Below are 22,380 nucleotides of genomic sequence, written 5' to 3' on the forward strand. Positions count from 1 at the left end.
ACTCCGCGCCGTCCGCGCCGAAGAGCGCCGCGCGCCCCCCGAGGCGGGAGGCGAGGGCGCCGAGGACCGCCGGGACCGGCGCCGGCCGCGCCGCGGCCGCCGCGAGGGACTGCTGGGCCTCGGTCACCCGGCGCAGCTCGCGCAGCCGGGCCTCGGCCATCAGCCGCCACAGCGCCCGCGCCACCGCCGTGAACGGCGTCCTCGGCGGCACTTCGACCAGCGGCAGCCCCCGGACCGCGCACGCCTCCACGAGCTCCGGCGGCACCGTGTCGTACACCGGCGTCACTCCGAAGGCGAGCGCCGCGGCGCCCGCCTCCACCACCCGCGCGACGTAGTGCGCCGGGTCGGTGAGCTGCACGCCCGCCGTCATCAGCAGCTCGCCGCCCAGCAGGTACGGATAGGGGTCGGCCATCTCCGAGGTGTGCACCCAGTGCAGGGGTACGTCGCCGGGCCCGGCGAGCAGGCGGAGGCCGAGGTCCGGGTGTGCGAGCAGCGCGGCGAGCGGCACCGGCGGCGCCGGGGGAGTGGAGTCGGGCCCGGACTCCTGGGCGTTCGGTGCGGTCATCGGAGTGGCCCCTTCGTACATCCACGGTCCGTACAGTGGAGGGAACGTACACTTCTCTGTCGCTTTCGGGCCACTTACGGTCGAGCCGGACACCGACACCCTCAGGAGGACCCCGACCATGAGCAGCAGCGACCAGAACACCCCGCGCGGCCCGATCGACTCGTCCCGCATCCCGCGGTACGCCGGTCCCGCGACGTTCGCCCGGCTGCCGCGGCTCGACGAGGTCGGCACCGCCGACGTCGCCGTGGTCGGCATCCCCTTCGACAGCGGCGTCTCCTACCGCCCCGGCGCCCGCTTCGGCGGCAACGCCATCCGCGAGGCCTCCCGCCTGCTCCGCCCGTACAACCCGGCGCAGGACGCCTCCCCGTTCGCCCTCGCCCAGGTCGCGGACGCCGGCGACATCGCCGCCAACCCGTTCAACATCAACGAGGCCGTCGAGACCATCGAGGCCGCCGCCGACGACCTGCTCGCCACCGGCGCCCGCATGATGACCCTCGGCGGCGACCACACCGTCGCCCTGCCGCTGCTGCGCTCCGTCGCCAAGAAGCACGGCCCGGTCGCCCTGCTCCACTTCGACGCGCACCTCGACACCTGGGACACCTACTTCGGCGCCGAGTACACCCACGGCACCCCGTTCCGCCGCGCCGTGGAGGAAGGCATCCTCGACACCTCCGCGCTCTCCCACGTCGGCACCCGCGGCCCGCTCTACGGCAAGCAGGACCTCACCGACGACGAGAAGATGGGCTTCGGCATCGTCACCTCCGCGGACATCTACCGCCGGGGCGCCGACGAGGTCGCCGACCAGCTGCGCCAGCGCATCGGCGACCGCCCGCTGTACATCTCCATCGACATCGACTGCCTCGACCCGGCCCACGCCCCCGGCACCGGGACCCCCGAGGCCGGCGGCATGACCTCCCGCGAGCTCCTGGAGATCCTCCGCGGCCTCTCCTCCTGCAACCTGGTCTCCGCCGACGTCGTCGAGGTGGCCCCCGCCTACGACCACGCCGAGATCACCGCGGTCGCCGCCTCCCACACCGCGTACGAACTCACCACGATCATGTCCCGCCAGATCGCCGCGGGCCGCGCCGCGAAGTGACGCCGGTCGGGTCGTGGGCATACGTTCCGCAGGGCGGAACGGACGGGCACGACCCGACCGACCGGGCCGCACCCGACCACCGAGCCACGCCCCGAGGGACCCGATGACCCACGACCACGACCTGGTACTGCGCCCCACCCCCGCGCAGACGGCCGCCGCCCTCGCCCCTCCCAAGGGCCGCACCGGCGGCGACCTCGTCATCGAGACGCTGTCGGGTCTGGGCGCCACGACCGTCTTCGGCCTCCCCGGCCAGCACGCGCTCGGCATGTTCGACGCGCTGCGCCGGTCGTCGCTGCGGTACGTGGGCCTCCGGGTGGAGAACAACGCGGGCTTCGCCGCCGACGCGTACGGCCGCGTCACGGGCGAGGCGGCCCCGCTGCTGCTGTCCACCGGACCCGGCGCGCTGATGTCGCTCGCCGCGCTCCAGGAGGCGGCGGCCGCGTCGGCCCCGGTCCTCGCGATCGGCAGCCAGATCCCGGTCGCCGGGCTCGGCGGCGGACGGCACGGCTATCTGCACGAGCTGCGCGACCAGCAGGCCTCGTTCAGGGACGTCGTGAAGTCCGTCCACACCGCCCGTACCCAGTCCCAGATCCCGTCCGCCGTCGCGGCGGCCTGGGAATCGGCGCTGACGGCCCCGCACGGGCCGGTGTGGGTGGAGATCCCGCAGGACGTGCTCGTCGCCGAGACCCTCCTGCCCGTGGTCACGGCGATGGACGCGACGCCCGAGGACATCGCACCGCGCCCGGAGCTCACCGCGGTCGCGGCGGACCTGCTGACGAGGGCGCAGCGCCCGGCGATCATCGCGGGCGGCGGTGTCGTGCGCTCCGACGCGTCCGGCAAGCTGCGGGCCCTGGCGGAGCTGATCGACGCGCCCGTCGTCACGACCTTCGGCGGCAAGGGCGCGTTCCCGTGGGAACACCCGCTGTCGCTCCAGTCCTGGCTGGAGGACCGGCACACCACCGACTTCCTGGAGGACGCCGACGTCCTCCTCGTCGTGGGCTCCGGGCTCGGCGAACTGTCCTCGAACTACCACACGTTCGCGCCGCGCGGCCGGGTCATCCAGATCGAGGCCGACGCCGGGAAGCTGGAGTCCAACCACCCGGCGCTCGGCATCCACGCGGACGCCAGGCTCGCCCTCCAGGCCCTCCTGGAGACGGCCGGGAAGCGCACCGACCCGACCGCGGCCGAACGGGTCTCGGCCGTCCTGACCAAGGTCAGGGAGCGGATCGCCGCACAGGACCTCGACCTGGAGCAGCGGGTCGTCGCGGCGGTGCGGAAGGCGCTGCCGGCGCGGGCGCCGAGCTTCTGGGACATGACGATCCTGGCCTACTGGGCCTGGTCGGCGTTCGACGCCCGGCACCCCAACACCATGCACTCCGCCCAGGGCGCCGGCGGCCTCGGCTACGCCTTCCCCGCCGCCCTCGGCGCGGCCGTCGCCGACCCTTCCACGCCGGTCCTCGCGGTCTCCGGCGACGGCGGCGCGATGTACTCGATCGCCGAGCTGGCCACGGCGAAGCAGTACGGGCTCGACGTGACCTGGCTGATCGTCGACGACGGCGGCTACGGCATCCTGCGCGAGTACATGACGGACGCCTTCGGCGAGACCACGGGCACCGAACTCACCCGCCCCGACTTCGTCGCCCTCGCCGAGTCCTTCGGCGTCCCCGCCACCCTCACCGACCCCGACACCCTGGCGACCCACCTCGCCGAGGCCCTCGCGACCCCCGGCCCCTCCGTCGTCGTCCTCCCGGCCCTCCTGCGCATGTTCGAACCGACCCACCTCTGAGCCGCGCCGCGGCGCCCCCGGGCATATCCTGGGGACATCCTGCGGACAGCGGCGCACTCCGCGCGATGACGGCGTTCGTTCCCATGAGAGGTGACCCGTCATGCGACGCCATTCCGCCCTGCTCGTACCCGCTTCCGTGGCCCTCGGCCTCGTCGGCTTCCTCGCCCCGACCGCCGGCGCGGTCAGCGCGCACTTCGTCGGCACCCCGACCGCGACGACCTCCGGCAGCAGCCTCACCGTCAAGGGCAAGGAAGCCGGACTGGGCAACCAGCAGTCCGTCAACATCTCCGTCACCGCCGACGCCCAGTGCGTCAACCGCGGCGGCAACGACCCCAGTGCCGGCAACAAGCAGTCCACCGGCGGCGGCGGCACCTTCCCCGTCCAGAACGGCAAGGCCAACTTCTCCGTCACCGTCACGGCCACCTTCCAGCCCAAGTGCAGCCCACCCATGACCCTGGTCTGGAGCAACGTGGTCGTCACGGACACCGGCAACGGCATCTCCGTAACCCTCTCCGGTCCCTTCTAGCCCCAGCGGCACCCCTACCCGCTCCCGGCCGGCCCCGCCGACCGGGAGCCGGTCGTCGGATCGGGGCCCGATTGTTGCGGCGGGATGAAATCGCACGTCGGCCGCGTTGGGTCTTCCGGTAGAGCAGGACGAGCGGGAGGCCACTGGTGGCGGAGGTCGGGCGGAAACAGCAGGGGTGGGCTCGGAGGCTGGCCGGGTACGCGTGGCGGTACAAGACGAACACGCTGCTGGCACTCGGGTCGTCGCTGGCGGGGATGGCCGTGCTGGCACTGGTGCCACTGGTCACCAAGGTGATCATCGACGACGTGATCGGGACGAAGACCCGCGACCTGGCGGTGTGGACCGGACTCCTGATAGGCGCCGCGGTCGTCGTCTACGTCCTGACGTACGTCCGCCGGTACTACGGCGGCCGTCTCGCCCTCGACATCCAGCACGACCTGCGCACGGACATGTACCGGACGATCACCCGGCTCGACGGGCGGCGCCAGGACGAGCTGTCGACCGGGCAGGTGGTGGGGCGGGCGACCAGCGACCTCCAGCTGATCCAGGGCCTGCTGTTCATGCTCCCGATGACCATCGGGAACTTCCTGCTGTTCTTCATCTCGCTGGCCGTCATGGCCTGGCTGTCGCTCCCGCTCACCCTGGTCGCGCTCGCCGTCGCCCCCGCCCTGTGGTTCATCGCCAAGCGCAGCCGCACCCGCCTCCACCCGGCCACCTGGTACGCCCAGCAGCAGGCCGCGGCCGTCGCCGGAGTCGTCGACGGGGCCGTGACCGGCGTCCGGGTCGTGAAGGGCTTCGGGCAGGAGGACCAGGAGACCGGGAAGATCAGGGAGGCCGGACGGAAGCTGTTCGCCGGCCGGCTCCGCACGATCCGGCTGAACGCGAAGTACACCCCCGCGCTCCAGGCCGTCCCCGCCCTCGGCCAGGTCGCCGTGCTCGCCCTCGGCGGCTGGCTCGCCTACCGCGGGCAGATCACCCTCGGCACCTTCGTCGCCTTCTCCTCCTACCTGGCCTCGCTCGTCGGCCCGGTCCGCATGCTCGCCGTGGTCCTCACCATCGGCCAGCAGGCCCGGGCCGGCGTCGAGCGGGTCGTCGAACTCATCGACACCGAGCCCGCCATCGAGGACGGCACCGGGGAACTGCCGGCCGACGTGCCCGCGACCGTCGAGTTCGACGACGTGTCGTTCGCCTACCAGGACGGCACCCCCGTGCTCGACGGCTTCTCCCTGGAGATCCGGCCCGGCGAGACCGTCGCCGTCGTCGGCGCCTCCGGCTCCGGCAAGTCGACCGTGTCCCTGCTCCTGCCCCGCTTCTACGACGTGACCCACGGCGCCGTCCTCGTCGGCGGCCACGACGTCCGCGAGCTCACCCTCGACTCCCTGCGCGCCGCGATCGGGCTCGTGCCCGAGGACTCGTTCCTCTTCTCCGACACCGTCCGCGCCAACATCGCGTACGGCGCCCCGGACGCCACCCCGGAACAGATCGAGACCGCCGCCCGCGCCGCCCAGGCCGACCGGTTCATCGCCGAGCTGCCGGAGGGGTACGACACCAAGGTCGGCGAGCACGGCCTCACCCTCTCCGGCGGCCAGCGCCAGCGCATCGCGCTCGCGCGCGCGATCCTCACCGACCCCCGGCTGCTGCTCCTCGACGACGCCACCTCCGCCGTCGACGCCAAGGTCGAGCACGAGATCCACGAGGCGCTGAAGTCGGTGATGGCGGGCCGCACGACCCTGCTCATCGCCCACCGCCGCTCCACCCTCGGCCTCGCCGACCGGATCGCCGTCCTGGACGGCGGCCGACTCTCCGACATCGGCACCCACGAGGAACTGGAGGCGCGCTCGGAGCTCTACCGGCGGCTCCTCACCGATCCCGACGAGCTGGGCGCCGTCTCCCCCGGCCACACGGCCGCGCCCGCCGAGCTTCCCGAGGACCGCACGCTGCGGGCCGAGCTGGACGCCGAGTTCGACGCCGAGCGGGGCATCACCCCCACCCTGTGGGTCAGGGACGGCGCCGCCGACCGGGAGCGCGCCGCGGCCGGGGCCACCCCCGAACTGCTCGCCGCCGTCGCCGCCCTGCCGCCCGCCGCGGACACCCCCGCCGTCGACGAGACCCGGGCCGTCTCCGCGGAGGACGCGTACGGCCTGCGCAGGCTGCTCCGCGGCTTCGGCGCCCCGCTGCTCATCAGCCTCGGGCTCGTCGCCCTCGACGCCGGCGCGGGCCTCCTGCTGCCGGTCCTGATCCGGCACGGCATCGACGAGGGCGTGAACCGGCTCGCGATCGGCGCCGTCTGGGCGGCCTCCGCGCTCGCCCTGGTCACCGTGCTCGTGCAGTGGGTCGCGCAGACCGCCGAGACCCGCATGACCGGCCGTACCGGCGAGCGGGTCCTCTACGCGCTGCGCCTCAAGATCTTCGCCCAGCTCCAGCGGCTCGGCCTCGACTACTACGAGCGCGAGCTCACCGGCCGGATCATGACCCGGATGACCACGGACGTGGACGCCCTGTCCACCTTCCTGCAGACGGGCCTGGTCACCGCCTTCGTCTCGGTCGTGACCTTCTTCGGGATCATGGTCGCGCTGCTCGTGCTCGACCTCCAGCTCGCCCTGGTCGTCTTCGCGACCCTGCCGGTCCTCGCCGTCGCCACGTACTTCTTCCGCCGGTCGAGCGTGCGGGCGTACGAGCTGGCGCGCGACCGGATCAGCGTCGTCAACGCCGACCTCCAGGAGACCGTCACCGGCCTGCGGATCGTGCAGGCCTTCCGCCGCGAGCAGGCCGTCGCGGACCGGTTCGGCGCCCGCAGCGAGGAGTACCGCGCGGCGCGCGTCCGGGGCCAGTGGCTGATCTCGGTGTACTTCCCGTTCGTCACGCTGCTGTCCTCCGCCGCGGCCGCCGCCGTCATGATCGTCGGCGCGAACCGCATCGAGGCGGGCACGCTCACCACCGGCGCCCTCGTCGCCTACCTCCTCTACATCGACCTCTTCTTCGCCCCCGTACAGCAGCTCTCGCAGGTCTTCGACGGCTACCAGCAGGCCTCCGTCTCGCTGAAGCGGATGCAGGAACTGCTCCGGGAGCCGACGTCCACGGCCCCCGCCGCCGCGCCCCTCGGCGTGCGGTCGCTGCGCGGCGAGATCGCCTTCGAGGACGTGTCCTTCGGATACGGCTCCGCCGACGCGGGCGAGGAGGCGCTCACCGGCATCGACCTGCGCATCCCCGCCGGGCAGACCGTCGCCTTCGTCGGCGAGACCGGCGCCGGCAAGTCCACGCTCGTCAAGCTGGTCGCGCGGTTCTACGACCCGACGGGCGGCCGGGTCACGGCCGACGGCACCGACCTGCGGGACCTCGACCTCGCCGCGTACCGCCACCGGCTCGGCGTCGTCCCGCAGGAGTCGTACCTCTTCGCCGGGACGATCCGGGACGCCGTCGCGTACGGCCGTCCCGAGGCCACCGACGCCGAGGTCGAGGCGGCGGCCCGCGCGGTCGGCGCCCACGGCATGATCGCCACGCTCGACGGCGGCTACCTCCACGAGGTCGCCGAGCGGGGACGGAACCTGTCGGCCGGTCAGCGCCAGCTCATCGCGCTCGCCCGCGCCGAGCTCGTCGACCCGGACATCCTGCTCCTCGACGAGGCCACCGCCGCCCTCGACCTCGCCACCGAGGCGCAGGTCAACCAGGCCACTGACCGCCTCGCCGGCCGCCGCACCACGCTCGTCGTCGCCCATCGCCTCACCACGGCCGCCCGCGCCGACCGCGTGATCGTCATGGACCACGGCCGCGTGGCCGAGGACGGCACCCACGACGAACTCCTCGCCCTCGGCGGCCGGTACGCCTCCCTCTGGAGCACCTTCATCGGGGAGGCCGAACCCGAGCGGGTCTGACCCCCGCGACGGGCGAACGCGGCCGGCCGGCCTTCCCCCGGCCGGCCGCGGCCGTCTCCGGGGGCCCGCCCGACGGCTTCCGGGGCCCGCCGGGCCGTCTCCCGGGCGCCCGTCGGCCGTGTGCTCTTTCCGGCCTTCGGTCGTCGCCCTGGATAGCCGGAGGCAACCATTCCGGTGTGGGGTGCGTCGTACGGCCGTATGCCCGTACGGCGATTCACCCGGGAGGGGAGCGCATGACCTCGGACCCGACGGCCACGGACCACCGCGACGGCCGGCGAGGCGGCGGGCGGCGACCTGCGGGTGGGCCCGCCCGGGCGCTCGCCCGCGTGCTCGGCCCGCTCCTCGCCGCCCTCGCGCTGCTCGTGCTGCCCGGCCCGGGGCCCGGTGCCGGGACCGCCGACGCCGCCTCCGTCTGCCACGGCCGGCCGACCAGGACGTACGCCTTCTCCACGGGCGAGGTGCGGGTGTACAGGACCCGGAACTACGTCTGCGCCGTCACCGTGGCCAAGCGGCCGGGACCGCGCCGCCCGATGGCCGTCTCCCTCCAGCCGCGCGGCGGGCGGCCCGCCGTCAAGGCCGGACGGTTCGACCGGCAGGCCGGACCCGTCACCGTGCACGCCCTCAACCGCTGTGTGCGGGTGAACGGTTCGGTCGCCGGGAAGGGCACGGCCACGGGTTGGATCCTGTGCTGATGCGCAGGAATGTCCCAGAGTAAGGACCAACTGGGTCTGGCGGTCCACACGTTGCCCCCGCTAGGTTCGCGACACCGTTGTGAACCAAGGGGAGGGTGAATGCGCAAGTCGCTGAGATGGGCGCTGTCGCTTTCGGTGCTCATAGGCACCGTCGGGTCGACCGGAACGGCCACCGCCGTGGACACGGAGACCGGCAGCGCGACCGTCGTCGACTCGCAGAGCACGAGCACCGACATCAAGGACCGCATCCTGGCGATCCCCGGGATGAGCCTGATCGAAGAGAAGCCGTACGCCGGCTACCGCTACTTCGTCCTGGAGTACGTCCAGCCGATCGACCACCACCGCCCGTGGGCGGGCACGTTCAAGCAGCGCCTCTCGCTCCTGCACAAGGACACGAGCCGCCCCACCGTCTTCCGCACCAGCGGATACGGCCTGAGCACCACGCCGAGCAGGACCGAGCCGACCCGGATCATCGACGGCAACCAGGTCTCCATGGAGTACCGCTTCTTCACGCCGTCCCGTCCGCAGCCCGCCGACTGGTCCAAGCTCGACATCTGGCAGGCGGCCAGCGACCAGCACCGGATCTACACGGCGCTGAAGAAGATCTACGGCCAGAACTGGCTGTCCACCGGCGGCTCCAAGGGCGGCATGACCGCCACGTACTACGAGCGCTTCTTCCCGCGCGACATGGACGGCGTCGTCGCGTACGTCGCCCCGAACGACGTGGTGGAGAAGGAGGACTCGGCGTACGACCGGTTCTTCGAGAACGTCGGTACGAAGGACTGCCGCGACCGCCTGAACGCCATGCAGCGCGAGGCCCTCGTCCGCCGCGAGCCGCTGGAGAAGAAGTACCAGGCCTGGGCCGAGTCCGAAGGCGCCACCTTCAACACCCTCGGCTCGCTCGACAAGGCCTACGAGGCCGTCGTCCTCGACTTCGTCTGGGGCTTCTGGCAGTACTACGGCCAGGACGTCTGCGACCAGATACCGGACGCGGCGACCGCGAGCGACGACACCGTCTACGAGACGATCGACGCCTACTCCGGCTGGTCCGCGTACGCCGACCAGGGCCTCGACTACTACACGCCGTACTACTACCAGGCGGCGACCGAGCTCGGCTCGCCGACCATCAAGCAGCCGCACCTCGACGGCCTGAGCCGCTACGGCTACCAGTCGGCGGGCAGCTTCGTGCCGCGCGACATCCCCATGAAGTTCAAGCCGCAGGTCATGCGCGACGTCGACGACTGGGTCCGCAAGAACGCGAACCACATGCTCTTCGTCTACGGCGGCAACGACCCGTGGGGCTCCGAGAAGTTCCGCCTCGGCAAGGGCGCGCGCGACAGCTACGTCTACGTGGCCCCGGGCGCCAACCACGGCGCCAACGTCGCCGGGCTCGTCGACGCCGAGCGCGAGAACGCCACGGCCCGCATCCTCGCCTGGGCCGGGGTCCCCGCACCCGCCGTCCAGGCCGCCCAGCCGCTCGCCCGCTTCGACGCCCGCCTCGACGCGGCCGTCGACGAGGACACCACCCGCGAGCACGGCCTGCGCCCGTAACGCCTGAGCACGAAAGGGCGGGGTGCGTCCACCGGACGCACCCCGCCCTTTCGTGTCTACCGCCGGTACGACAGGCCGTGGCCCACCGGGTAGAGGACCCGGGAGGGGTCGGCGGCGTCCTGGACGGGGACGGGGAGGCGGCCGAGGGGGCGGGCGCGGCCCGCGAGGACGCGGACCGCGGCGCGGAGTTCCACGTCGGTCCATGAGTAGGTGGCGAGGGTGGCCCGCTGCCCGGAGATCCGGGCGACGTCGTAGGGGTTGCGGATGGCGACCGTGACGACGGGGATCCCGGTGGCGACGAGCCGGTCGACCAGGGTGCGTTGGGGACTCGTCGCGGAGACGTTGTACGTGCCGACGAGGATCGCGGACTTGCCGGCGGCGGCGGCGACCGCTTCGTCGATCCTCGCGGCCGTGGGGGTGATCCCGGTGGAGAGCGCGGTCGTGGTGAAGCCCAGTTCGGTCAGGGCGGTGGCGAGGGTCGTGGTCGGCGGGCCGGTGGTGCCCGACGGTGAGGCGGGGTCGGCGCCGACGACGAGGACGGAGCCGTGGGTGGCGGGGCTCAGGGGCAGGAAGTCGTCCTCGTTGAGGAGGAGGGTCGTCGTGGCCTCGGCGATCCGGTCGGCTCCGGCGCGGTGGGCGTCGGTGCCGACGACGCGCTCGACGCCGGCCCGGGTCACGTACGCCCTCCGGAACAGGCCGAGCTTCGCCTTGAGCCGCAGGATGCGCAGGATCGATTCGTCGAGCCGGGCCTCCGTCAGCTCGCCCTCCTGGACCGCCTTCAGGACGGCGTTCCAGGCGACGGCCAGCTTGGGCGGGTTGAGCAGCTGGTCGACACCGGCCTTGAGGGCGAGGACCGGGACGCGCGCGTCCCCGTACTTGGTGCGGACGCCCTCCATGCCGAGCGCGTCCGTGACCACCACGCCGTCGTAGCCGAGCTGTTCGCGCAGGATGCCGGTGAGGATGGGCCGGGAGAGCGTCGCGGGGTCCTCGCTGGGGTCGAGCGCGGGGACGACGATGTGCGCGGTCATGATCGAGTCGATCCCGGCGGCGATGGCGGACCGGAAGGGCGGTGCGTCGAGCTCGGCCCACTGCTCCCGGGTGTGGGTGATGGTCGGCAGGCCGTAGTGGCTGTCGACGGCGGTGTCGCCGTGGCCGGGGAAGTGCTTGGAGGTGGCCGCGATCCCGGCCCGCTGGTACCCCTTCACCTGCGCGGCGACGAGTCCGGCGACCGCCTGCGGGTCGGAGCCGAACGAGCGGACGCCGATGACCGGGTTGGCGGGGTTGACGTTCACGTCGGCGACCGGGGCGTAGTTCTGCCGGATGCCGACGGCCGCGAGTTCCTCGCCCGCGATCTGCGCGGCCTTGCGGGCGTCGGCGTGCGAACCGCCGGCGCCGAGGGCCATCGCCCCGGGCAGCAGGGTGGCGGGCTTCCCGACCCGGCAGACGATGCCGTGCTCCTGGTCGGTGGAGATCAGCACCGGGACCGGCGTCGGCTGGGCGAGCGCGGCCTGCTGGATGCCGTTGGAGAGCGCGGCGATCTGCTGCGGGTCACGGGTGTTGTGGGCCCAGGCGAAGTAGATGACGCCGCCCACGTGGTAGCGCTCGACGAGCTCGGCGGCCGTACGGACGCCGATCTCGGTCAGGTTGGCGTCGATGTCGGCCTGGTCCGGCGCGGTCGCGGAGTGGCCGTACACCCGCATCACGAACAGCTGGCCGACCTTCTCCTCCAGCGACATCCGGTCGATGATCCGCCGGAGCCTCCGGTCGTCGGTCTCGGCCTGGGCCACCGGTGCGGTGACCCCGGTGACGGCTGCCGCCGCGGCTGCGGCGGTCACCGTGAGAAGGGTGCGTCGGGAGGGGGCGGGGGCGCGGTGGTGCACTGCTGCTCCTTCCGGCCGTGCGGGGATGAAGGAAACTTGCAAGGTGACACGGATAGCCCGAAAGTAACTGCCAGGTCAAGGATCCGCGCAGGAATCGTCCGCGTGCTCCTCACCGGGCGGAGGCGATCGAAGGCCAGAGCTCCTGGAGCGTACGGACCGTCTCCCGGATCGCCGGGCGCCGCGCCGCACCGGTCCGCCACATGGCGTGCAGCCGCCGCGTCGGCATCGGGTCGAGCCGCACCGGCACCACCTCCGGCGGCAGCCAGCCCCGCCCGAGCCTCGGGACCAGCGCGATCCCGAGACCGGCCGCCACCAGCGCGACCTGCGTGTGGTTCTCCTCCGCCTGATGGACGATCAGCGGCTCGTACCCCGTCGCCCGCAGCGTCCGCGTCAGCCAGTCGTGGCAGACCGTCCCCGGCGGCTGCGAGATCCACCGCTCCGCCGCCAGCTCCTCCCGCCGCACCCGCTTCCGCGCCGCCAGCGGGTGGTCCCGGTGGACGAGGAGGTCGCACAGGTCGTCGCCGATGACCGCCTGCTCGACCCCCGGCGGCGTCGGCAGCGGCGCGATGTCCCAGTCGTGCGCCACGGCCAGGTCGATCACGCCGCGCGCCACCAGGTCGATCGACAGGTGCGGGTCCACCTCCGAGAGGCGGGCGTCGAGCTCGGGGTGGAGGCGGCCGAGCTCCGCGAGGGCCAGGGGCATCAGTCCGCGCGCCGCGCTGGCGAAGCAGCCGATCGCGAGCCGCCCGGACGGCAGCCCCCGCCGCTCCTCGATGCGCACCTCCGCCTGCTCGACGAGGGCCAGCAACTGCTGTGCGGTGGTGGCCAGATGGTGGGCGTCGTCGGTGAGGCGGACACCGCGCCCGCTGCGTTCGAGCAGCGTCGTGCGGGTCTCCCGCTCCAGCTTGGCGATCTGCTGCGAGACGGCGGACGGGGTGTAGCCGAGGGCGGTGGCGGCGGCGCCGACACTGCCGTGGACGGCGACGGCGTGCAGGGCGCGAAGGCGGCCGAGATCCAGCATGGGGCTTCTCCTGGCGGTGCCGGTCGATGAAGGAACGCTTCATCCCACCATGAAGGAACCCGTGCTGGTGCTACACGGTCGGAGCGGCGATGCTCGACCGCATGCGCCCCGCACACCTCGCCCTCGCCGCCCTGGTCGCCGCCGTCTGGGGCGTCAACTTCGTCGTCATCGAGATCGGCCTCGACCACTTCCCGCCGCTGCTCTTCTCCGCACTCCGCTTCCTCGTCGCCGCCCTGCCCGCCGTGTTCCTCGTCGGCCGCCCGAAGGTCGCCTGGAGATGGATCGCGGGCGTCGGACTCGTCCTCGGCGTGGCCAAGTTCGGCCTCCTCTTCACCGGCATGGACCTCGGCGCCCCGGCCGGACTCTCGTCCCTCGTCCTCCAGGTCCAGGCCGTCTTCACCGCCCTCTTCGCCTTCGCCGCCCTCGGGGAACGCCCGGGCCGCCGCCAGCTCGCCGGGATGGCCGTCGCCCTCGCCGGGATCGGCGTCGCCGCCGTGGACGAGGGCGCGGCGGGATCCGCGACCGGCTTCGCCCTGGTGATCGCGGCGGCGGCCTGCTGGGGCGTCTCCAACGTCCTGACCCGCAAGGCCGCCCCGCCCGACGCGCTCAACTTCATGGTGTGGGTCAGCACCGTGCCCGTCCTGCCGCTGCTCGCCCTCTCCCTCCTCCTGGAGGGCCCCGAACGGGATCTCGCCGCCCTGCGCGCACTGGACCGGACGGGCGCCGGCGTCATCGTCTACGTCGCCTGGATCACGACCGTCTTCGGCTTCGGCGCCTGGGGCTTCCTCCTCCGCCGCTACCCGGCCTCCTCCGTCGCCCCCTTCTCCCTCCTCGTCCCCGTCTTTGGCATGTCCTCGGCCGCACTGTTCCTCGGTGAGGGCGTGAGCCCGCTCCGCTGGTGCGCGGCCGTACTGCTGGTGGGCGGAGTCGCGCTGACGTCGTTTCAGCGCAAGGCGGCCGGGCGGCCGGACGCCGGTGAGCCGGAGGCTAGGGTGCTGGTGCCGACGCCGAACGGGGGAGTCACACCATGAGCCATCCGCAGCCGCCGCGGGGGTACGAGCAGCAGCCCCAGCCGTACGGACAGCGGCCGCCGCAGGGGTACGGGCAGGCGCCCCAGTCGTACGGGCAGCAGCCGCCGCAGGGGTACGGGCAGCCGCCCCAGTCGTACGGGCAGCCGGGCTCGCCGCCCCAGCCGTACGGGCAGCCGCATCCGCCGCCCCACGGTGCCGCCGCCCCGGAGGGGTGCGAGGTGTGCGGTGCCCGACCCGCCGTCGCGGCGACCGTCCGCGCGCACCAGGGCATGGTCGTCGTCATGCGCACGGTCACCCGGCGCGGCGTCTTCTGCCGCACCTGCGGCCTCGCCGTCTACCGGGACATGACCTCCGACACCCTCGTGACCGGCTGGTGGGGCCTGTTCTCGCTGGTCGTCACGCCGATCCTCGTGCTGGTCAACTTCTTCGGCGCCCGCGCCGAATTCCGCCGGCTGCCCGAGCCGTACGGTGCCCGGCGGCCGCCGCTCGACCCGGGTCGACGGGTGCTGCGGCGCGCGCCCGCGATGCTGGTGCTCACGCCGATCGCCCTCGTCGCGGCCGCCGTCCCCGCGCTCCTCCTCATCGGGCTGATCGCGGGCCCCGACGGCGACGGCCGGTCGGCCGGGCTCTCCGTCGGCGACTGCGTCAGGAACACCGTCGACTGGCCCGACCAGGCGCTCCTGAAGGTGGACTGCGGCTCGCCGCTCGCCCGGTACCGCGTCGCGGACGAGCCTTCCTGCGGGCCGGCTGACTACCTCCTGCGCGCCGAATACTTGATCGACAGCCCCGGGACGCCGGGCTACTGTGTCAGGCCCCTGTGACCGTACGCCGCTGAGAGGCCCCGCCCCGCATGACCTTCGAGAACGTCACCGTCGACAGCTCCGAACCCGCACCCGGCGCCGTCCTGCTCGTCGGCATCCCGGGGAGCGGTAAGAGCACCGTCGCCGCGGCCCTCGCGGCCCGCTTCGCCCGCTCCGCGCACATCGAGGTCGACCACCTCCAGGAACTGATCGTCCAGGGCTGCCACTGGCCGAGCCCCGACGGCGACCCCGAGGCGGACCGCCAGATCCTGCTGCGGGCCCGCAACGGCTCCCTCCTCGCGGACAGCCTCGCCTCCGCGGGCTTCCTCCCGGTCCTCGACGACGTGGTCGTACGCCGCTCCCACCTGGACTTCTACCGCTCCCACGTCAAGGCCGTGCCGCTCCACGTGGTGGTCCTCGCCCCCGGCCCCGACAAGGCCTGGGAGCGCAACAACGCCCGCCACAAGAAGCTCACCACCAACTGGGCCTTCCTGGACGAGGCCATGCGCGCCGAACTGTCCGGCGAAGGTGTCTGGATCGACAACGCGGACCAGACCGTCGACGAGACCGTCGAAGCGGTCCTCGCGGCGACGGGCCTGACCCCGCACGCCGCCGACACCCGCTGACGCGGGCGGACGCGGACGCGGACGCGAACGGCTCGGCGGCCTCGTAGCCCCACGAAGGGGCAGCGCGCGCGGCCCGGCGCGTTCCGCCCCGGGACCGCGATAGACCCACGGCCGGCAGTGCGCCCCGGCGCGCGGCGGCCCGTCGTGCCCCGCCGGTCGGCGGGGTTTCGCCCGCTACCCCCGCGCCCCGGGATCGCGGGAGACGCGCGTCCGGCCGGCCCGTCCTGCCTCACGCCCCCTGCCCCGGCCCGCCCCGCCCGCCGGCCGAGTGCCGTCCGCTATCCCCGGGGCGGTGCCGTCGATCCCCGTACGAGCAGCTCGGCGGGGACCGGTTCGGGGCGGCCGGAGGGCGGGGGTTCCTCGGCGGCCATGGCGAGGCGGCCGGCGCGGACGCCGGCGTCGTGGAGGGGGAGGCGGACGGTGGTGAGGGCGGGGACGACGTCGATGGAGAACGGGAGGTCGTCGAAGCCGGCGACGGAGACGTCGCCGGGGATGGAGAGGCCGCGCTCGCGGAGGGCCGCGCAGACGCCGAGGGCGACGGTGTCGTTGGCGGCGACGACGGCGGTGAGGGACGGGTCGAGGGCGAGGAGTTCGGCGGTCGCGTCGTGCCCGGAGCGGCGGTCGTAGGGGCCGTGGACGGTCGGCCCCTCGGGGACGCCCGCCGCGGCGAGTGCGTCGCGGTGGCCTTCGAGGCGGTGCCGGGTGGTGGTGCGGTCGGCGGGCCCGGCCACGTAGCCGATGCGCCGGTGGCCGAGGGCGAGCAGGTGCTCGGTGAGGCGCCGCGCGCCGGCGCGGTTGTCGAAGACGAGGGCCGCGGTGTGGGCGTCGCCGGGCACCGGCGGGCGGCCGCAGAGCACGACCCGGGTGCCGGCCTCGGCGAGTTTGGCCAGTTTTCCCGCCGTCGCCGCGAGGTGCTCGGGGTCCTCCAGGGAGCCGCCCATGAGGATCACGGCGGCGGCCCGCTGCCGCTGGAGCAGGGTGAGGTAGGTGAGTTCGCGTGCGGGGGAGCCGCCGGTGTTGCAGACGACGGCGAGCTTCTGCCCCCCGGCCCGGCCCGTCGCGCTCTCCCCGATGGCGCTCTGCGCCGCGCTCGCCATGATCCCGAAGAAGGGGTCGGCGATGTCGTTGACCAGCACTCCGACCAGGTCGGACGTGGCGGCGGCGAGGGAGCTCGCGGGGCCGTTGAGGACGTAGTCCAGCTCGTCGACCGCGCGCAGGACCCGTTCGCGGGTGGAGGCGGCGACCGGGTAGTTGCCGTTGAGGACGCGGGAGACGGTCGCGGGGGAGACCCGGGCGCGGGCGGCCACGTCCGCCAGGGTGACGGTCATCGTGTGCGTACCTCCGGGGCCCTTGTCGACGGTGATGTCGGCAGGCTAGCGTCATCGTCGATGGAAAGCGCTTTCTATCGAGGCGCGGAGCACCGGGGAGAGGAATCTTTCGTGACACGCAGGACAGTCCGCATCGCCATGAACGGCGTCACCGGACGCATGGGTTACCGCCAGCACCTCGTCCGCTCGATCCTCGCCCTGCGCGAACAGGGCGGCCTCGACCTCGGCAACGGCGAGACCCTCTGGCCCGAACCCGTCCTCGTCGGCCGCCGCGAGCCCGCCCTGCGCGCCCTCGCCGAGCGCCACGGCCTGACCGAGTGGTCGACCGACCTCGACGCCGTCCTCGCCGACGACACCGTCGACGTCTACTTCGACGCCCAGGTCACCTCCGCCCGCGTCGAGGCGATCACCAAGGCCATCGCGGCCGGCAAGCACGTCTACACCGAGAAGCCCACCGCCGCCGACCTCGCAGGCGCCCTCGAACTCGCCCGGCTCGCCGAGGAGAAGGGCGTCAAGCACGGCGTCGTCCAGGACAAGCTCTTCCTCCCCGGCCTGCTCAAGCTCAAGCGGCTCATCGACGGCGGCTTCTTCGGCGAGATCCTGTCCGTGCGCGGCGAGTTCGGCTACTGGGTCTTCGAGGGCGACTGGCAGGACGCCCAGCGCCCCAGCTGGAACTACCGCGCCGAGGACGGCGGCGGCATCGTCGTCGACATGTTCCCGCACTGGGAGTACGTGCTCCACGAGCTCTTCGGCCGCGTCACCTCCGTCACCGCCCAGGTCGCCACCCACGTCCCGCGCCGCTGGGACGAGCACGGCAAGCCCTACGAGGCCACCGCCGACGACGCCGCCTACGGCATCTTCGGGCTGGAGGGCGGCGTCATCGCCCAGATCAACTCCTCCTGGACGGTCCGCGTCAACCGCGACGAACTCGTCGAGTTCCAGGTCGACGGCACCCACGGCTCCGCCGTCGCCGGCCTGCGCGGCTGCCGCGTCCAGCACCGCTCGGCCACCCCCAAGCCGGTCTGGAACCCCGACATCCCCGTCACCGAGTCCTTCCGCGACCAGTGGCAGGAGGTCCCCGACAACGCCGAGTTCGACAACGGCTTCAAGGCCCAGTGGGAGCTGTTCCTGCGGCACATCGCGCTCGACGAGCCGTACCACTGGGACCTGCTCGCCGGCGCCCGCGGCGTCCAGCTCGCCGAGCTGGGCCTGAGGTCCGCCGCCGAGGGCCGCCGCCTGGAGGTCCCGGAGGTATCGCTGTGACGATCCGCCTGCCCGCACCCGGCGGGTCGACCAGGGAGTACGCGCCCCGCGCCGAGCCGCTCGCGCTCGCCCCGGGCGGCGCCCTGGCCTCCCGTACGGTCTTCTCCGCCGCGCACGTCGTCGCCGACCCGTACGCCGACACCACCCCCGACTCGCCCGCGGCCGTCGACTGGGACGCCACCCTCGCCTTCCGCCGCCACCTCTGGTCCCACGGCCTCGGGGTCGCCGAGGCCATGGACACCGCCCAGCGCGGCATGGGCCTCGACTGGGCCGGGGCGGCCGAGCTGATCCGCCGCTCGGCGGCCGAGGCGAAGGCCGTCGGCGGCCGGATCGCCTGCGGTGTCGGCACCGACCAGCTCACCGGCCCCGCCGACCTGGTGGACGTCCGCGAGGCGTACGAGGAACAGCTCGCGCTCGTCGAGGAGACCGGCTCCCAGGCCATCCTCATGGCCTCCCGCGCGCTCGCCGCGGCCGCCGAGGACCGGGACGACTACCTCGACCTCTACGGCCATCTCCTCCGCCAGGCGAGCGAGCCGGTGGTGCTGCACTGGCTGGGCCCGATGTTCGACCCGGCCCTGGAGGGCTACTGGGGCTCGGCGGACCTCGACGCCGCCACCGAGACCTTCCTCGACGTGATCGCCGCCCACCCCGACAAGGTCGACGGCATCAAGGTCTCCCTCCTCGACGCCGGGCGCGAGGTCGCACTGCGCCGCCGCCTCCCCGAGGGCGTCCGCTGCTACACGGGCGACGACTTCCACTACCCGGAGCTGATCGCCGGGGACGCACAGGGCTTCAGCCACGCGCTGCTGGGCATCTTCGACCCCCTCGCGCCGCTCGCGGCCGAGGCGGTCCGGATCCTCGACACCGGCGACGCCGACGGCTTCCGCAAGGTCCTCGACCCCACGGTCGCGCTCTCCCGGCACCTCTTCCAGGCCCCCACCCGCTTCTACAAGACGGGCGTGGTCCTCCTCGCCTGGCTGGCCGGCCACCAGGACCACTTCACGATGGTCGGCGGCCTCCAGTCCGCCCGCTCCCTCCCGCACCTCGCCCGCGCCTACGAACTCGCCGACGGCCTCGGCCTGTTCCCCGACCCGGCGCGCGCGGAGTCCCGGATGCGGTCCCTGCTCACCGTGCACGGAGTACCCCAGTGAACCTCGACCGCTTCGGCATCAACCAGATGACCGTGAAGCAGCTGGCCCTCCCCGACCTCGTGCGGGAATGCGTCCGGCTCGGCGTCCCGGGCGTGGGCCTGTGGCGCGAACCCGTCCGGGAGTACGGGCTGGAGGCCGCCGCCGACCTCGTCCGGGACGCGGGCCTCACCGTCACCACCCTCTGCCGGGGCGGCTTCTTCACGGCGGACGGCTGGGAGGCGGAGAACCGCGCCGCCGTCGACGAGGCCGTGACCCTCGGCACCGACACCCTCGTCCTGGTCTCCGGCGGCCTCACCCCCGCCTTCCCCGACCTGCCCTCCGCCCGGGCCCGCATCACCGAGGCCATCGGCGCTCTTGCCCCCTACGCGGGGGAGCGCGGCGTCCGCCTCGCCATCGAGCCCCTCCACCCGATGTACGCCTCCGACCGCTGCGCCGTCTCCACCCTCGACCAGGCCCTGGAGATCGCGGAGCACTTCCCGGCCTCCCAGGTCGGCGTCACCGTCGACACCTACCACCTCTGGTGGGACGACCGCGCCCCGGCCGCCGTGGAACGCGCCGGCGCCGCCGGCCGCATCCACTCCTTCCAACTCGCCGACTGGACCACCCCCCTCCCCGCCGGCGTCCTCAACGGCCGCGGCCAGCTCGGCACCGGCGCCATCGACCTCCGCGCCTGGGCCGACCTCGTCGACAAGGCCGGCTACACGGGCCCGGTCGAGGTCGAGCTCTTCAACGACGCCCTCTGGGCACGGGACGGCGTGGAGGTCCTGGAGGAGACGCTGGACCGCTTCCTCGCGGTCTGACAGACGCCTCGGCACAGCGGCCGAGGCGTCCGCCCGGGAGGTCGCCCGGCCGTTCGGGGCCGGGCGGCGAGGGCAAGCGGCGGTCACCCGGCCACGTGCCGTACGTCCTGCTGCTCGACCTCCTTGAGGACGCGGGAGACCGCGGCGAAGTCGTTGTCCCTGTGCAGGATGGTCAGCCCGTGATGGACCGCCGTGGCGCAGATCAGCAGATCGACGACGCCCGCCGCACGGTGCTGCCCCTTCTGCGTCAGCTTGTACTGGGCGGCCTCCACCCATCGCCACGCGTCCTTCGGAACGCGGACGACGGCGAACATGGCGGAGAGGCCCTCATCGATCTCGTCGCGGTCGTCCGGGCTGGTGGCACTGAAAAGGACCTCCGCTCGGGTGGCCTCGCACATACCGATGGCACCCGTTTCGATCTCGGCGTCCCAGCGCCGGTGTGCGACGGGATCGATACTGAGGTGAACGTACGCGCTGGTGTCGATGAGGTACGTGATCACTCGGCGTCCACGCCGTGCTGGGCGGCCTTGCGCGCTTCCCATGCTCGGCGCAGGGGCTCCAGTTCACCCTCAGCGCCCCGCTCCGCGAGCCGCTGATAGGCGGCACGGCGGCGGTGACGCCGTATGACCTCTTCCAGCGCCGTGTTGATGGTGTCCTTCTTCGTGGTCGTACCGAGCAGTTTCGCGGCCTCGGCGAGTGCGCCGTCGTCCACGTCCACGTTCGTCACACCCATGATCGCCCTCCAGTGTGCCATGTGGGAATAGTGCCCACGTCTTATACATGGTAGCCATGGAGGCCAATGTGAGCGGCTTGGGGCGGGACGAGACCCGGATTCCCGGCGCGGACGCGCGGGAACGGGTGGTCCGTACCGTCTTCCGCGGAATCGCCCATCCGGGTCGGCAGGTCGCCTCCTGCCCTCGGTCGATCTGACGCTGACCCGGCCCGGCGGCGGTCATGCCGGCTGGACGGTGCGCGCGGGCCGTAACGGGTCGGGTAAGACGACGCTGCTGCGTGCGCTGGCGCTTGCCCTGCCGTGCTCGTCACGATGCTCCACCAGTCGGAGCACGCCGCGGCCGAGGCGCTCTTCGCGGGCGAGGACGACGTACTGGCACTCCTGCGCGATCCGGAGCTTCGGGAGGGTTTCCTGCATCGGGCGTGACCCTCTCGCCGCCGCCCTCCGGGTCGCAGGGCCCGGAAGGTCAGGCGGAGAAGCTGCCGTCCTTGACTGCGGTGACGAATACGGCCCAGCCGTCGGCCGAGAAGACGACGGCGGGGCCGGTCCCGGCCTTGCTGTCACGGACGGGCACGCCGACGTGGCCACGAGCAAGCTCAAGGCATTCGCCCTGATCGCCGCCGCTGTAGCTCGACTTGAACCATCCGGTGAGGGAGGACGCGTCGGAGACGGTGTGCTCACTGTGAACCATGTGCGTATTCCTCTGCTGCCGCCCTCGCGAGGGCCAGTGACTCCTGTCGCGACAGCGCGTCGCTCAGAGCCAGAGCGTAAGCCGTGCGACTGGCGTTCACCAGGGAGGGATCATCCATCAGATTGCCCGTGAGGAACGCTTCCGCGTAGGCGACCGGGGCGGAGTCCTCGAAGCTCATGAGGGTGAGCAGACTTTGCTGGAGCGCGTGCGCACCGGCGCTGTTCGGCAGCACGTGCAGCCGGATCCGTCCTGTCTCGGCCAAGTCCGTGATCCTGCGCAGCTGTTCAGCCATCACCTGTCGACCCCCGACCTCGCGCCGAAGTACGGCCTCGTCGAGCAGCGTCCAGATGACGGGATGAGTCGGCCCATCGAGAAGTCGGGCACGCTTTGTTCGGATGACAACGGCCTCGTCAAGTTCCTCCGCCGTGTGGTTGGGCCGGTACGCCCGGAACAGGGCCCGTGCGTACTCAGGGGTCTGGAGCACGCCGGGAACCAGAGACAGGGCGAACTGCTCGATCGTCGTGGCTTGTAGTTCCAGTTCGGCGGCCGCCGCGAAGTGGTCGGCGTACTTGGACTCCAGGTCCTCCAGCCAGCGCTCGAAGAAGCCGTCCGCCCCCAGCGCCCGGTCGATCCGCCGTGCGTCATCGGGTTTCGGAAGCCGTCTCCCGGCCTCGAAGTGGCTGATCAGCGTGGGCGAGCACACGACTTGGTCGCCCAGCTCCTCCTGGGTGAGACCGGCTGCGATCCGCCGCAGCCTCAACTCCTCTCCGTACTTCTGGCGTGGCGTGCGCGGCTTTCGGCGCTGCTCCATGCGTCCAACTCCCCAACCTGACGAGTGTCCTGTCAAGCCCTTGGTACTGGAAGCGTAGCCAGTCCCGACCCCACTCTGTGAGGAGATCGCCACACAACGCGACGAAAGTAGGTCGTCATGACATCCCATCTCGCCCGACTGCTGCGGGCGCTCGCGC

Annotated in this window: 21 protein-coding genes; 13 read left to right on the forward strand and 8 right to left on the reverse strand. The window is 72.9% G+C overall.

The window, feature by feature from the left end; all coding sequences use genetic code 11:
* Positions 1-565: PucR family transcriptional regulator ligand-binding domain-containing protein (locus MRBLMG1_RS33580; protein ID WP_367827919.1), on the reverse strand; the 565-nt coding region annotated here is incomplete at its 3' end.
* A 118-nt stretch (positions 566-683) separates the two neighbouring features.
* Between MRBLMG1_RS33580 and speB the strand changes: the two genes are divergently transcribed.
* The 6 genes from speB (at position 684) to MRBLMG1_RS33610 (ending at position 10,088) form a co-directional block, all read left to right on the forward strand.
* Positions 684-1,661, forward strand: a complete 978-nt coding sequence (gene speB, locus MRBLMG1_RS33585; protein WP_367827920.1) for an agmatinase — start codon at positions 684-686, stop codon at positions 1,659-1,661.
* Between the two features lie 103 nt (positions 1,662-1,764).
* Complete coding sequence (locus tag MRBLMG1_RS33590; RefSeq protein ID WP_367827921.1) at positions 1,765-3,447, forward strand: thiamine pyrophosphate-binding protein; 1,683 nt, start codon at positions 1,765-1,767, stop codon at positions 3,445-3,447.
* 100 nt (positions 3,448-3,547) lie between these two features.
* On the forward strand, positions 3,548-3,973 hold the full coding sequence (locus MRBLMG1_RS33595) for a hypothetical protein (protein ID WP_367827922.1): 426 nt from the start codon (positions 3,548-3,550) through the stop codon (positions 3,971-3,973).
* Positions 3,974-4,119: 146 nt separating this feature from the next.
* Positions 4,120-7,845, forward strand: a complete 3,726-nt coding sequence (locus tag MRBLMG1_RS33600; protein ID WP_367827924.1) for an ABC transporter ATP-binding protein — start codon at positions 4,120-4,122, stop codon at positions 7,843-7,845.
* A gap of 233 nt (positions 7,846-8,078) precedes the next feature.
* On the forward strand, positions 8,079-8,537 hold the full coding sequence (locus MRBLMG1_RS33605) for a hypothetical protein (protein ID WP_367827925.1): 459 nt from the start codon (positions 8,079-8,081) through the stop codon (positions 8,535-8,537).
* Positions 8,538-8,636: 99 nt separating this feature from the next.
* Positions 8,637-10,088 carry an aminopeptidase gene (locus tag MRBLMG1_RS33610; RefSeq protein ID WP_367827926.1) on the forward strand — a complete coding sequence of 484 codons (1,452 nt, stop codon included), beginning with the start codon at positions 8,637-8,639 and terminating at the stop codon, positions 10,086-10,088.
* Positions 10,089-10,144: 56 nt separating this feature from the next.
* On the opposite strand, the gene MRBLMG1_RS33615 is transcribed toward MRBLMG1_RS33610, so the two are convergent.
* Entirely contained in the window at positions 10,145-11,968 is a 1,824-nt protein-coding gene (locus tag MRBLMG1_RS33615; protein WP_367827927.1) for a glycoside hydrolase family 3 protein, read from the reverse strand.
* Positions 11,969-12,077: 109 nt separating this feature from the next.
* On the reverse strand, positions 12,078-12,989 hold the full coding sequence (locus MRBLMG1_RS33620; RefSeq protein ID WP_367827928.1) for a LysR family transcriptional regulator: 912 nt from the start codon (positions 12,987-12,989) through the stop codon (positions 12,078-12,080).
* A gap of 101 nt (positions 12,990-13,090) precedes the next feature.
* On the opposite strand from MRBLMG1_RS33620, the gene MRBLMG1_RS33625 reads away from it, so the two are divergent.
* From MRBLMG1_RS33625 to MRBLMG1_RS33635, 3 genes are read left to right on the forward strand one after another with little or no spacing between them, the layout of a single operon-like run.
* Positions 13,091-14,020: an EamA family transporter gene (locus MRBLMG1_RS33625; protein WP_367827929.1), complete on the forward strand. Its 930-nt coding sequence runs from the start codon at positions 13,091-13,093 to the stop codon at positions 14,018-14,020.
* Positions 14,017-14,841, forward strand: a complete 825-nt coding sequence (locus MRBLMG1_RS33630; RefSeq protein ID WP_367827930.1) for an LppU/SCO3897 family protein — start codon at positions 14,017-14,019, stop codon at positions 14,839-14,841. The genes MRBLMG1_RS33625 and MRBLMG1_RS33630 overlap by 4 nt, the downstream gene beginning before the upstream one ends.
* 29 nt (positions 14,842-14,870) lie before the next feature.
* Positions 14,871-15,446 (forward strand): AAA family ATPase, encoded by a 576-nt coding sequence (locus tag MRBLMG1_RS33635; protein WP_367827931.1) that lies wholly within the window; start codon positions 14,871-14,873, stop codon positions 15,444-15,446.
* Positions 15,447-15,724: 278 nt separating this feature from the next.
* On the opposite strand, the gene MRBLMG1_RS33640 is transcribed toward MRBLMG1_RS33635, so the two are convergent.
* Positions 15,725-16,774, reverse strand: coding sequence for a LacI family DNA-binding transcriptional regulator (locus MRBLMG1_RS33640; RefSeq protein ID WP_367827932.1), 1,050 nt, complete (start codon positions 16,772-16,774; stop codon positions 15,725-15,727).
* Positions 16,775-16,885: 111 nt separating this feature from the next.
* Between MRBLMG1_RS33640 and MRBLMG1_RS33645 the strand changes: the two genes are divergently transcribed.
* The 3 genes from MRBLMG1_RS33645 to MRBLMG1_RS33655 are packed head-to-tail and all read left to right on the forward strand — an operon-like array spanning position 16,886 to position 19,988.
* On the forward strand, positions 16,886-18,037 hold the full coding sequence (locus MRBLMG1_RS33645) for a Gfo/Idh/MocA family protein (protein WP_367827933.1): 1,152 nt from the start codon (positions 16,886-16,888) through the stop codon (positions 18,035-18,037).
* Positions 18,034-19,188, forward strand: coding sequence for a dihydrodipicolinate synthase family protein (locus MRBLMG1_RS33650; protein WP_367827934.1), 1,155 nt, complete (start codon positions 18,034-18,036; stop codon positions 19,186-19,188). The genes MRBLMG1_RS33645 and MRBLMG1_RS33650 overlap by 4 nt, the downstream gene beginning before the upstream one ends.
* Positions 19,189-19,214: 26 nt before the next feature.
* Complete coding sequence (locus tag MRBLMG1_RS33655) at positions 19,215-19,988, forward strand: sugar phosphate isomerase/epimerase family protein (RefSeq protein ID WP_414721705.1); 774 nt, start codon at positions 19,215-19,217, stop codon at positions 19,986-19,988.
* Between the two features lie 83 nt (positions 19,989-20,071).
* Here the strand turns inward: MRBLMG1_RS33655 and MRBLMG1_RS33660 are convergent, their stop codons facing one another.
* Together MRBLMG1_RS33660 and MRBLMG1_RS33665 are read right to left on the reverse strand one after the other, a co-directional pair.
* Entirely contained in the window at positions 20,072-20,488 is a 417-nt protein-coding gene (locus tag MRBLMG1_RS33660) for a PIN domain nuclease (protein WP_367827936.1), read from the reverse strand.
* Positions 20,485-20,742, reverse strand: coding sequence for a type II toxin-antitoxin system VapB family antitoxin (locus tag MRBLMG1_RS33665; protein ID WP_414721699.1), 258 nt, complete (start codon positions 20,740-20,742; stop codon positions 20,485-20,487). Before MRBLMG1_RS33665 ends, MRBLMG1_RS33660 begins: the two co-directional genes overlap by 4 nt.
* 279 nt (positions 20,743-21,021) lie before the next feature.
* On the opposite strand from MRBLMG1_RS33665, the gene MRBLMG1_RS33670 reads away from it, so the two are divergent.
* A complete protein-coding gene (locus tag MRBLMG1_RS33670; protein WP_367827937.1) occupies positions 21,022-21,147 on the forward strand; it encodes a hypothetical protein in 126 nt (41 codons plus the stop codon).
* A 40-nt stretch (positions 21,148-21,187) separates the two neighbouring features.
* Here the strand turns inward: MRBLMG1_RS33670 and MRBLMG1_RS33675 are convergent, their stop codons facing one another.
* Both MRBLMG1_RS33675 and MRBLMG1_RS33680 read right to left on the reverse strand, forming a co-directional pair.
* Positions 21,188-21,412 carry a DUF397 domain-containing protein gene (locus MRBLMG1_RS33675; protein ID WP_367827938.1) on the reverse strand — a complete coding sequence of 75 codons (225 nt, stop codon included), beginning with the start codon at positions 21,410-21,412 and terminating at the stop codon, positions 21,188-21,190.
* On the reverse strand, positions 21,399-22,223 hold the full coding sequence (locus tag MRBLMG1_RS33680; protein WP_367827940.1) for a helix-turn-helix domain-containing protein: 825 nt from the start codon (positions 22,221-22,223) through the stop codon (positions 21,399-21,401). The genes MRBLMG1_RS33675 and MRBLMG1_RS33680 overlap by 14 nt, the downstream gene beginning before the upstream one ends.
* Between the last annotated feature and the right edge of the window lie 157 nt (positions 22,224-22,380).

Origin of the sequence: Streptomyces sp. LMG1-1-1.1, from assembly GCF_040815545.1 — a bacterium.
Taxonomy (GTDB): domain Bacteria; phylum Actinomycetota; class Actinomycetes; order Streptomycetales; family Streptomycetaceae; genus Streptomyces.

Excerpts from the sequence above, each read along its gene's own strand:
- speB (WP_367827920.1), top strand. The coding sequence starts at position 684 with ATGAGCAGCAGCGACCAGAACACCCCGCGCGGCCCGATCGACTCGTCC.
- MRBLMG1_RS33590 (WP_367827921.1), top strand. The coding sequence starts at position 1,765 with ATGACCCACGACCACGACCTGGTACTGCGCCCCACCCCCGCGCAGACG.
- MRBLMG1_RS33595 (WP_367827922.1), top strand. The coding sequence starts at position 3,548 with ATGCGACGCCATTCCGCCCTGCTCGTACCCGCTTCCGTGGCCCTCGGC.
- MRBLMG1_RS33605 (WP_367827925.1), top strand. The coding sequence starts at position 8,079 with ATGACCTCGGACCCGACGGCCACGGACCACCGCGACGGCCGGCGAGGC.
- MRBLMG1_RS33610 (WP_367827926.1), top strand. The coding sequence starts at position 8,637 with ATGCGCAAGTCGCTGAGATGGGCGCTGTCGCTTTCGGTGCTCATAGGC.
- MRBLMG1_RS33620 (WP_367827928.1), bottom strand. The coding sequence starts at position 12,989 with ATGCTGGATCTCGGCCGCCTTCGCGCCCTGCACGCCGTCGCCGTCCAC.
- MRBLMG1_RS33625 (WP_367827929.1), top strand. The coding sequence starts at position 13,091 with ATGCGCCCCGCACACCTCGCCCTCGCCGCCCTGGTCGCCGCCGTCTGG.
- MRBLMG1_RS33630 (WP_367827930.1), top strand. The coding sequence starts at position 14,017 with ATGAGCCATCCGCAGCCGCCGCGGGGGTACGAGCAGCAGCCCCAGCCG.
- MRBLMG1_RS33635 (WP_367827931.1), top strand. The coding sequence starts at position 14,871 with ATGACCTTCGAGAACGTCACCGTCGACAGCTCCGAACCCGCACCCGGC.
- MRBLMG1_RS33640 (WP_367827932.1), bottom strand. The coding sequence starts at position 16,774 with ATGACCGTCACCCTGGCGGACGTGGCCGCCCGCGCCCGGGTCTCCCCC.
- MRBLMG1_RS33655 (WP_414721705.1), top strand. The coding sequence starts at position 19,215 with ATGACCGTGAAGCAGCTGGCCCTCCCCGACCTCGTGCGGGAATGCGTC.
- MRBLMG1_RS33665 (WP_414721699.1), bottom strand. The coding sequence starts at position 20,742 with ATGGCACACTGGAGGGCGATCATGGGTGTGACGAACGTGGACGTGGAC.
- MRBLMG1_RS33675 (WP_367827938.1), bottom strand. The coding sequence starts at position 21,412 with ATGGTTCACAGTGAGCACACCGTCTCCGACGCGTCCTCCCTCACCGGA.
- MRBLMG1_RS33680 (WP_367827940.1), bottom strand. The coding sequence starts at position 22,223 with ATGGAGCAGCGCCGAAAGCCGCGCACGCCACGCCAGAAGTACGGAGAG.